Origin of the sequence: Streptomyces yerevanensis (genome assembly GCF_000716805.1) — a bacterium.
GTDB lineage: Bacteria > Actinomycetota > Actinomycetes > Streptomycetales > Streptomycetaceae > Streptomyces > Streptomyces flaveus.
Genome location: NZ_JNWJ01000138.1, coordinates 1 through 9,482, shown reverse-complemented (window position 1 = coordinate 9,482; position 9,482 = coordinate 1). Strand labels below are relative to the sequence as shown.

Genomic DNA, 9,482 nt, shown 5'->3' with positions numbered 1-9,482 from the left:
CGGTCTGACCGCAGAAGTCAGTGCTTCCGGCGTCGATAGTGCTCACCTGCTGGCGGCTACGGAACCGAGCATTCCCCGGCTCCTTAGCTCCCATTAGGCTTCGAGTTCGGCACGATGTGCGGCCAGGAAGTCGGTCAGGCTCAACGGATCCGGGTTGAACGCGCGCGTCGCTTCGCGCTCACGCAGGCCGCGGTAGGACCCGGAGAACTCGGCGTAGTACTGGAACATGTTTCCCAGCTCGTCGGCGCCGGGGAAGCCGAGGCCGCGGAACTGGTCGTGGCTGGGCGGACGGTAGGCCACCGGCTCACCGAGCACCGTGCTCAGCGCTGCCGCCATCTGCTCGCCGGTCAGGTGCTCGCCGGCCACGGGGACGGTGGCGCCGATCGTCTCCGACGGCCGCCGCAGCACGCGCAGCACCGCCTGGCCGATGTCGTCGGAGGCGATGCCCGCGACGGCCGTGTCACCGAGGGGGAGGTGCAAGGCGAGCGTTCCGTCGGGGTCGCGTTGCGGTCTGGCGAGGGTGAGCAGGTTGTCCCAGAAGAAGGACAGCAACAGGTACGTCGTGGGCAGACCCGACTTGGCGAACAGAGCGTCGGCGGCCCCGCCTTTCACGTCGAAGTGCGGCACCCGGTAACCGTCGCCGATGAACGGCATCCGGTCGTCGGCTGCCGCGATCGCATCCCGCGTGTCCTCCAGCGTCGACCAGATGACATGCCGCAGACCGGCCGCCTGGGCCGCGCTGATGAGGTTCTCGACCTCGGCCAGTTCCCGCGCGGGCGAACGGTGCTCCCAGTACGGCGTGACGAGGAACGCGCCGTACGCCCTGTCGAACGCCCGGCGCAGGCCGCCCTCGTCGGTGAGGCTCGTCTCCACCACATGGGCGCCGAGCCCCGCCAGGATCTGTGCCTTCGGCGACGCGGCGTCGCGCGTCACCGCCCGTACGGTGAAGGCGCCGTCGGCCAGCAGCGTACGCGCGACCGCACCTCCCTGGGTGCCGGTCGCACCGAGGACTGTGACCACGTTGTCGTGGGACATCGGAATTCTCCTGTCCGAAGTGCTTGTCAGACCAACGTCGCGGCGAGGGTGGGGTAGTCGGTGTAGCCGTGGTGGTCGCCGCCGTAGAAGGTGGCCGGGTCGGCCTGGTTGAGCGGTGCGCCGGAGCGGATGCGGGCCGGGAGGTCGGGGTTGGCCAGTGCCATGGTGCCGACCGTGACGACGTCGGCCAGGCCGGCGTCGAGGTCGGCGACGCGCGCGTCGATGTCGGTTCCAGCGCGGTTGAGGAGCAGGGCCGTCGGCCACAGCTGGCGCAGCTCGCGCAGGAGTTCCTCGTCGCCGCCGTGGATCAGGTGGAGGTAGGCGAGGTTCAGTGGTGCCAGGGCCGTGACGAGCGCCGGGTACAGGTCGCGGGTGTCGTGTTCGGCGATGTCGTTGTAGGGGTTGCCCGGGGAGAGACGCACACCGGTGCGTTCGGCGCCGATCTCGTCGGCCACCGCGGAGGCGACCTCGACCGCGAAGCGGATGCGGTTTTCGAGCGGGCCGCCGTAGCGGTCGGTGCGCTGGTTGGTGTTGCCGGCGAGGAACTGGTGGACGAGGTAGCCGTTGGCTCCGTGGATCTCGACACCATCGAAGCCGGCTGCGATGGCGGCCGAGGCCGCGTGGCGGAATTCGTCGACCACGTCGGCGACTTCGTCGGTGGCCAGGGACCGGGGGGTGGGCATGTCCTGCAGGCCGGAAGCGGTGAACATCGCGCCCTTGGGCTGGATGGCCGAGGGGGCGACGGGCCGGCGGTGGTGGGGGGTGTTGTCGGGGTGGGAGATGCGGCCCGTGTGCATGAGCTGGACGACGATGCGCCCGCCTGCGGCGTGCACGGCGCTGGTGATCTCCTGCCAGCCGGCGATGTGTGCCTCGGTGTAGATCCCGGGGGTCAGCAGGTAGCCCTGGCCGTCGGCGGAGGGCTGGGTGCCTTCGGTGATGATGAGGGCCATCGACGCGCGCTGACGGTAGTACGCGCGGTTGAGGTCGGTGGGGACGCCGTCCGACCGGGAGCGGTCACGCGTCATCGGAGCCATGGCGAGGCGGTGCGGCAGCTCGATGGCGCCGACGGTGATGGGGGTCCAGAGAGTCATCGCATTTCTTTCCGTACAGTGGATGGTTCGGTGGTCGCGGCTCAGATCGACTTCAGCACCCGGACGCGGTCGGCGATGGCACGCCGTGCGACCTCGGAGGTGAAGGCGAGGGAGTCGAACTCGTGCGGGACGCCGGGGTGGAGGTGGAATTCGACCGGTACGCCGGCGCGGCTGAGCTTGGTGGCGTAGGCGGTGTCCTCGTCGCGGAACAGGTCGAGCTGGCCGACCTCGATGTAGGCCGGCGGCAGGCCGGTGGCGTCTTCGAGCCGGGCCGGGGCCGCCGTGGCCGGGACGTCGGAGTCTCCGACGGCGTCGCCGAGGAAAGCCCGCCATCCGGTGACAAGGTCGCCGTAGTTGTAGATGAAGGGCGCAAGGTGGTCGTCGGGGGCGCCGGTGCGGTCGTCGAGCATCGGCATGATGAGGATCTGGCGGGCGATCTTCGGGCCGCCGCGCTCTCGCGTCAGGATTGCCACGGCTGCGGCCAGGCCGCCGCCGGCGCTGTCGCCCATCACGCCGATCCGGCCGGGGTCGACGCCGAGCTCTGCGGCGTGCTCGTGCAGCCAGCGCAGCGCCGCGTAGCCGTCTTCGATCGGGGTCGGGAAGGGGTGTTCGGGGGCGCGGCGGTACTCGACCGACAGCATCGGCACGCCGCTGGCGGAGACGTAGCGGGCGAGAGTGCCGTCGAAGTGGTCGATGTGGCCGAAGAAGTATCCGCCACCGTGGAAGTACACCACCGCCGGACCCGGGGTCGCGCCCTCCTTGGTGTACCAGCGCATCTGGATCCGGGCGGCGTCGTCTGTGGTGGCGTAGCTGTCGCTCATCCGGACGTCTTCGGGGAAGGGCTGGGCGGTGCTGGAGGCTGCGAGGATCGGCTCCCAGAAGGCTCGCCGCCCCTCGACGTCGTCACGTGGGGGCTGGAATGCGTCGGTTCCGCCCATCTGGGCCAGGACGTCGGCTACTTCCGGGTCGAATTTGAGTGTCATGATCTCGGTCTTTCGCTGCGTGGGGTGAGTGGCAGAACGGTCTGATGGCTGGCCGAGCAGTCGCGGGCCACCGCGGGCGGCACTCGCTGCGCCACATCAACGCGCAGCTCACCGGAGTCGATCAGCGCCACCAGCCGCGACAGCTGTTCGGCGTCGCCGCGTTCGATTGATCAAGCATGTCGTCGACCGGAATCCGGATGAAGGTCCTGCTTAACCACGGACAAGTTGTCCGTGGTTAAGCCTGCGATGCGGCAGAGATGGACAGGGGGCGGCGAGACGGCGGACACCCAGCGCCGCGGCTGTACACCTGGCGGCATGAACTTGAGCGATCTCAGCCCGCTGTTGGCTCGCCGTGAGGACGGTGTCCTCAGCTATGACCGCTTCCGTGCCGACCCTGCACTGGCATCGCTGCGGCTCGAGACGATCCCGGCCGTGGACTTCAGCGGGATGCCGACCGGAGCATGCCGGCTGTCCGGAGCATGCCGGCTGTATTGAGAGCTACGCCGAGAACCCGGTGCACTGGGTCAGGGTTCGTCCCCCAGAGGTCGGCCGGCACTGGGAAGAGCACGGGACGTGGCTGCGCCCGCCGATCCTGATCGACCGACGCCTCCTGGACCCGTCAGATAGCGGGCTGCAGGTCTTGGAGGGCAGAGCACGCGTCGGTGTCCTGCGCGGCCGCCTGCGCGAGGGACTGCACGTCGCGTCCCATCGTCAGGCCTGGGTCGGACATCTCTGAGAGCTGGTTGACAGCTGTGTGCTGCGGGGTCACCCAGCGCATCGATCCCTGGAAGCCGTCGATCGTGGCAGCGCTGAATTCCGAAAGTACAGGGCCCCCAAGCGGTGAACGGCTCCCACGTCCCCGGCCGTGGAGTCGGCGTCGACGGTGAACGTGCCCATCCTGTCGCCCGGGCCGAGGAAACGCGGCCAGCTGCTCATGTGTCCTCCGCGCCGACGAAGATGTCGCCGCAATCCCATCCGGTGTCGCAGACGTACACGCTTACTACGCATGGCCGTTCCTACTCTTGGTTGCACTTCAACCGTCAACAATCAGCCGCCCGCGGGTGCACCCGGCTGAAGCATGGGCCTTGCATTCCGACGCCGCGTGCGCTCTGCCCAGCGGTGCGTATCGGTACGGCGGAGGGTCCAACTTCACTCGGCGGGGTTGGATCGTGGCATTCCTGCTGGCCATGGCCACTTTTGGTGTCGGACTGGTGTTTCGCCGCCGGCGGATACCGCGGTGGTTGCTCGGGCTGGGAACGATCAGCTACTCGGTCTACCTGGTACACCCGGTGTTGCTGGCGGTGACAGATGGCACGATCGGCCGCTGGGAGCGGGACAATCTCGCGCTAGAGATCGCGTTCTATGCCGTGCTACTGCCTGTGAGTGTGTTGACGTACCGGGCTATCGAAGTGCCAGGTCAGACGTGGGGCCGGAGACTGGCGCGTCGCATTCCGGCTCCACGACGGGCATCTGGTCTCAAGGGCGCTGAATTGCCGCCTGCAACACCCGACGCCTCGGACCGATGAGGTCCGAGGCGTCGGCACGGTCGCTTCTGGCGGTGGAGCGGTTTCGAATGGCGAGAACTCCGGCCCCGCAGGAGGAGGACGTGGAGGGAGTCCGGAAGCACGGCTGCTCGTTCCAGATACCTGAACATTCAAAGCTCGACGCCCAGCCCGACCCGGACGATTCGGTAGCCGTAGATGCGCGGCCCACGTCAAGTATGGATTTTCGGGACCCGGTGCGTGCAGCGCCGGGTTTTCCCGCTGAACTGCCGTACCCCCAGGGCCCGTCATCTGTCGACGGGCCGCTACACACACGGAGGCTCCGAGTGATTACCCAACGCACCACAGGGCGGCGTAAGCAGGCCGTGGCCGCCGCAGCCGTGGTCGCTGCACTGCTGTCCACGGCGGCGTGCGGCAGCAGCAGCAACAACGACGACGGCTCAAACCAGCACGGCGAAGATCACCAACGACGGCAAGACCTACACGTACACGCTGCGTGACGGGGTGACCTGGGAGGACGGCAAGCCGATCACCTCCAAGGACATCAAGTACGGCATCGAGCGTGTGTGGGCGCAGGATGTGCTGTCCGGCGGTCCGGTCTACCTGAAGGACATCCTCGATCCTAAGGGCGAGTACAAGGGCCCGTACAAGGACACGTCCGCGGCCCCGGTCCGCCAGGACAAGGACACCAAGTCGAAGTACGGTCTGAAGCCGTTCTCGTCCGGTCCGTACAAGTTCCAGTCGTACACGCCGAACAAGTCGCTGACCCTGGTCCGCAACCCGGAGTGGAAGGCGTCCTCGGACAAGATCCGCAAGGCGTACCCGGACAAGATCACGCTGACCTTCTTCACCAACGCCAATGACATGGACCAGCGTCTGATCAACGGCGACTACGACCTGGACGCCAATCAGACCGGCGGGCTGTCGCCGCAGGGCCGCACCACCGCCCTGAAGCAGCACAAGGCCAACCTGGACAACCCGGTCTCCGGCCGGGCGCCGAGGGCCAGAAGTACGACCCGTACGAGATGGCCGGTGCGAACAAGAAGGGCAACGTCGCCAAGGCCAAGGAAGAGCTGAAGGCCTGCGGCAAGCCGAACGGCTTCAAGACCACCATCGCGGTCCGCAACAACAAGCCTGTTGAGGTGGCCACCGCCGAGTCCCTCCAGGCCTCGCTGAAGAAGGTCGGCATCACCGTCGACATCGACCAGTTCGACGGTGCGCAGAGCGCCGGCATCATCGGTAGCCCCTCGAACGTGAAGAAGAAGGGCTACGGCATCATCATCATGGGCTGGGGCCCGGACTTCCCGTCCGTCCAGGGCTACGGTCTGCCGCTGTGGAGCGGCAAGTACATCCTTGAGAGCGGCAACAACAACTTCGCCCTGATCAACGACAAGAAGATCGACGGCCTCTTCGACGACTACGTCAAGGAACTCGACGACGCGAAGAAGACCGAGATCTCCACGGAGATCAACCACAAGGTCATGGAGGGCGGTTACTACATGCCCTTCGTCTTCGAGAAGTTCATCACCTGGCGCTCCAACCGGCTCGCGAACGTCTACACGACCGACAACTACGGCGGTACGTACGACTTCGTGAACCTCGGCCTGAAGAAGTAACACCGACCGGCGTCCCCGCTACACGGCACGAAAGGCAGGTGAAGCCCGGCGCGGCGGGGCCGAGAACAGTGCTCGCTTACCTCATCAGGCGGCTCTTCGCCGCCACAGTGATGCTGGTGGTCATGGCGGAATCAACTGGTCGTCGCAACACCTTGATCACGAAGGTATGCGATGGGACGAGACCGGGTTGCTGGCCCGGCCGACGACGCCAGGGGAGCGGTTCGGCCCCTACCGGATGGTGTCGTTCGACGGCTGCAGTTCGCTGAGAGTCCCCGATTCCGAGCGGAACCAGGCCTGGCTGGGCAGGACTTCGTGCCATGGCTATCCGACGCTGGAGTTGAATGACGCTGATCGAGACCGGCACCCGGGCCTGGTCGGCGCGGTTTTCGGACCCCCCGCCAAGGGCAGGCGCAAGGGCTTCACCGAAGCCGACTACGCCCGCCTGCTCGATGCCGCACACCAGCAGCTCGGCGGCCCCGTCGTCCTGGTGTGGGACAACTTGAACACGCACGTCAGCCGCACCATGCACGAGCTGATCGCCGCCCGATCATGGCTGACCATCTACCAACTGCCACCGTACGCTCCCGAGCTCAACCCGGTCGAGGGCGTGTGGTCGCACCTGAAGAGGTCGCTGGCCAACCTCACCAAACACAGCCTCGACCAGCTCACCGCGTTGGTGAAGACCCGGCTCAAACGGATGCCGCCCCGGTCTCGGTCGAGGGCCTCATGGCCAAGACCGGGCTCGACCTCGAACTGCCGTAACCCCAGCCGTTAAAGATCTCTAGCGGCGTGCTGGCTGTTGTCTCGGACCAGGACTGCGAGGTGGTGCCCGCTGCCGGCGGCGAGCTCGCTTTCGGACCAACGTCTCGAGCGGATCTTCAGCCACCGGGGTTCCGGACGATGCCGGTGAATCCGGCGACAAAGAGGCTAACGAACGCCCAGCTCAGCACCCGCACTTGAGACTTCCCCCGATGCCCCTCCTTCGGTCCCGCGTACGTCTGACCCCGCTCGGCCGCGGTGCAGGAGCTACGAGAAGGAGGTCATCCGGCTGCCGACGTCAGTGCGGTCACCCGACCTGGGCCTTCGGGGCGGTCGTGGTGGATCGGGGTGGGTGCACCGGTCAGCGGTGTGCCGGACCCGCCCCGGCGCGCCGCGACGATCTCGGCCGCGATGGACAGGGCGGTCTCCTCCGGCGTACGGGCGCCCAGATCGAGGCCGATCGGGGAGTGCAGCCGGGCCAGTTCCTCCTCGGTGACACCCGCTTCGCGCAGCCGCCGGTTGCGGTCCTCGTGGGTGCGGCGCGAGCCCATCGCGCCGACGAACGCGACCGGCAGCCGCAGCGCCTCCTCCAGCAGCGGGACGTCGAACTTGGCGTCATGGGTGAGCACGCACAGGACCGTGCGGGCGTCGGTCCCGGTGCCGCGCAGATAGCGGTCCGGCCAGTCGACCACGATCTCGTCGGCCTCGGGAAAGCGGGCCCGGGTGGCGAAGACGGGGCGGGCGTCGCAGACGGTCACGTGGTAGCCGAGGAACTTGCCCGTCCGTACGAGCGCCGCCGCGAAGTCGATCGCCCCGAAGACGATCATGCGGGGCGGTTCCACACTGGACTCGACGAAGAGCGTCACGCCGCCCGGGCAGTGCGAGCCGTCCTCCGAGACGTCGACCGTGCCGGTACGGCCGGCGTCCAGCAGCGCGCGGGTCTCGGCCACCGCCGTGCCGTCCAGCCGCGGATCGCCGCCGAGACCGCCCTCGTACGCCCCGTCGGCACGGACCAGCAGTGCGCGGCCGAGCAGTTCGGCCGGGCCCCGGACCACACGGGCGACAGCGGCGGTCTCCCCACCGGCGGCGGCCGAGAGCGCCGCCTCGAGCACCTGTCGGTCCGGCGCGTCCCTGCGGACCGGGGTGACCAGGACATCGATCACCCCGCCGCAGGTCAGACCCACCGCGAAGGCGTCCTCGTCGCTGTAGCCGAACCGCTCCCGTACCACGCGGCCCTCCTGGAGCGCCTGGACGCACAGGTCGTACACCGCGCCCTCCACACAGCCGCCGGAGACCGAGCCGACAGCCGTGCCGTCGGCGTTGACGGCGAGCGCCGCGCCCGGCGGGCGGGGAGCGCTGCCGCCGACGGTCACAACCGTGGCCACGGCGAAGTCACGGCCCTCCGCCACCCACCGGAGCAGCTCGACGGCGATGTCAAGCATCTCGGCCGGCCATCAGTACACGGTCGGGCCGGATGGGCAGGTGCCGATGGCGTACGCCGGTCGCGTGCCAGACCGCGTTGGCGATCGCCGCCGCGGCTCCCACGATGCCGATCTCGCCGATGCCCTTGATCCCGACCGGGTCGTCCACCCAGTCCGCCTCGATGACGGGGACGTCCGCGTTCGCGGCGAAGTGGTAGCCCGCGAGGTCCGCGCCGACGTGCCCGCCCGTGGCCTGGTCCCTGGCCGCCTCCTCGTAGAGCGCCATGGACAGGCCCCAGACCATGCCGCCGGCGAACTGGCTGCGCGCGGTCAGCGGGTTGACGATCCGGCCCGCGGCGAACATCCCGAGCATCCGCCGCACCCGGACCTCACCGGTGGTGACGTCGACGGCGACCTCGGCGAACTGCGCGCCGAAGGAGTACCGCTCCTTGCTCGTCAGCCTGCCGATGTCCTCGGCGGTGCTCGAGCGGCTTTTTTGGCAGCTCTTCAACACCACCGCCATGACCATCAGCCGTGGGGTCAACGACGTCCGCCCGCTCGTCGAAGCACACGGCATGTGCATTCCTTCCTTCAACTGCTCGTTTTCGCAGACCCTGCCCCGCAGGGCGTGGTCCTCGTCGGGATAGAGATCGCGTTGCGCCGGGTCGGTGAACCAGCGATAGACCAGGTAGCGGGACAGTCCGTTGAAGCGGGTGTAGTCGCCCAGCAGAGCGACTGCCGGGCGGGTCTGCAGCAGCGTCTCACCGAAGCGGGACATCACTAACGCGGGTGTGTCCGAGAGCCGTTCCACGATGCGCATCATGGTCGGGCTGACGTGATCTTCGCGCAGGACCCGCCGCGGCGCAGGGTGCCCGGCGAGGTCGAAGAGGTAGTCCCGCTCACTCAGGCTGAGATGCAGCCCCCGGGCGAGTGCGGCGAGTACCTGCTCGGACGGCATCGGGCCACGCTGCTGCTCGATCCGGCTGTAGTAGTCGACCGACATGCCGGCCAGCGCGGCCACCTCTTCACGCCTGAGCCCACCGGTACGACGCCGAGAGCCGCGGGGAAGCCCGAC

10 protein-coding genes and 1 pseudogene are annotated in these 9,482 nt (G+C 68.2%); 6 read left to right on the top strand and 5 right to left on the bottom strand.

Going from position 1 to position 9,482, the window contains the following annotated elements; all coding sequences use genetic code 11:
* Positions 1-93: 93 nt before the first annotated feature.
* Genes OP79_RS48195 through OP79_RS48185 form a run of 3 tightly spaced genes read right to left on the bottom strand, consistent with a single transcriptional unit; the run spans position 94 to position 3,109 of the window.
* A complete protein-coding gene (locus OP79_RS48195) occupies positions 94-1,035 on the bottom strand; it encodes an NmrA/HSCARG family protein (RefSeq protein ID WP_033329578.1) in 942 nt (313 codons plus the stop codon).
* A 26-nt stretch (positions 1,036-1,061) separates the two neighbouring features.
* On the bottom strand, positions 1,062-2,126 hold the full coding sequence (locus tag OP79_RS48190) for an alkene reductase (protein ID WP_033329577.1): 1,065 nt from the start codon (positions 2,124-2,126) through the stop codon (positions 1,062-1,064).
* A 41-nt stretch (positions 2,127-2,167) separates the two neighbouring features.
* Positions 2,168-3,109 (bottom strand): alpha/beta hydrolase, encoded by a 942-nt coding sequence (locus OP79_RS48185; protein ID WP_033329576.1) that lies wholly within the window; start codon positions 3,107-3,109, stop codon positions 2,168-2,170.
* A 44-nt stretch (positions 3,110-3,153) separates the two neighbouring features.
* Here OP79_RS48185 and OP79_RS58190 point away from each other — a divergent pair, with 44 nt between their 5' ends.
* From OP79_RS58190 to OP79_RS58820, 6 genes and pseudogenes are all read left to right on the top strand, one after another.
* Positions 3,154-3,279, top strand: coding sequence for a hypothetical protein (locus tag OP79_RS58190; RefSeq protein ID WP_281194578.1), 126 nt, complete (start codon positions 3,154-3,156; stop codon positions 3,277-3,279).
* A 145-nt stretch (positions 3,280-3,424) separates the two neighbouring features.
* Positions 3,425-3,604 carry a hypothetical protein gene (locus OP79_RS57870; RefSeq protein WP_245685745.1) on the top strand — a complete coding sequence of 60 codons (180 nt, stop codon included), beginning with the start codon at positions 3,425-3,427 and terminating at the stop codon, positions 3,602-3,604.
* A 566-nt stretch (positions 3,605-4,170) separates the two neighbouring features.
* Entirely contained in the window at positions 4,171-4,635 is a 465-nt protein-coding gene (locus OP79_RS53425) for an acyltransferase family protein (protein ID WP_425428695.1), read from the top strand.
* A 480-nt stretch (positions 4,636-5,115) separates the two neighbouring features.
* Positions 5,116-5,688: an ABC transporter substrate-binding protein gene (locus tag OP79_RS58895; RefSeq protein WP_483855343.1), complete on the top strand. Its 573-nt coding sequence runs from the start codon at positions 5,116-5,118 to the stop codon at positions 5,686-5,688.
* The gene (locus OP79_RS58890) at positions 5,637-6,227 is read left to right on the top strand and encodes an ABC transporter substrate-binding protein (protein WP_483855342.1); all 591 of its coding nucleotides are present in this window, start codon (positions 5,637-5,639) and stop codon (positions 6,225-6,227) included. The genes OP79_RS58895 and OP79_RS58890 overlap by 52 nt, the downstream gene beginning before the upstream one ends.
* 394 nt (positions 6,228-6,621) lie before the next feature.
* Positions 6,622-6,989: pseudogene (locus tag OP79_RS58820) on the top strand (transposase); the annotation flags it as partial.
* A 278-nt stretch (positions 6,990-7,267) separates the two neighbouring features.
* Here OP79_RS58820 and OP79_RS48165 read toward each other — a convergent pair.
* Positions 7,268-8,428: an XdhC family protein gene (locus OP79_RS48165; RefSeq protein ID WP_033329575.1), complete on the bottom strand. Its 1,161-nt coding sequence runs from the start codon at positions 8,426-8,428 to the stop codon at positions 7,268-7,270.
* Positions 8,421-9,482: helix-turn-helix transcriptional regulator (locus OP79_RS57860; protein WP_245685743.1), on the bottom strand; the 1,062-nt coding region annotated here is incomplete at its 5' end. The genes OP79_RS57860 and OP79_RS48165, both read right to left, overlap by 8 nt.

Excerpts from the sequence above, each read along its gene's own strand:
- OP79_RS48190 (WP_033329577.1), bottom strand. The coding sequence starts at position 2,126 with ATGACTCTCTGGACCCCCATCACCGTCGGCGCCATCGAGCTGCCGCAC.
- OP79_RS58190 (WP_281194578.1), top strand. The coding sequence starts at position 3,154 with ATGGCTGGCCGAGCAGTCGCGGGCCACCGCGGGCGGCACTCGCTGCGC.
- OP79_RS58890 (WP_483855342.1), top strand. The coding sequence starts at position 5,637 with ATGGCCGGTGCGAACAAGAAGGGCAACGTCGCCAAGGCCAAGGAAGAG.
- OP79_RS48165 (WP_033329575.1), bottom strand. The coding sequence starts at position 8,428 with ATGCTTGACATCGCCGTCGAGCTGCTCCGGTGGGTGGCGGAGGGCCGT.
- OP79_RS57870 (WP_245685745.1), top strand. The coding sequence starts at position 3,425 with ATGAACTTGAGCGATCTCAGCCCGCTGTTGGCTCGCCGTGAGGACGGT.
- OP79_RS48195 (WP_033329578.1), bottom strand. The coding sequence starts at position 1,035 with ATGTCCCACGACAACGTGGTCACAGTCCTCGGTGCGACCGGCACCCAG.
- OP79_RS48185 (WP_033329576.1), bottom strand. The coding sequence starts at position 3,109 with ATGACACTCAAATTCGACCCGGAAGTAGCCGACGTCCTGGCCCAGATG.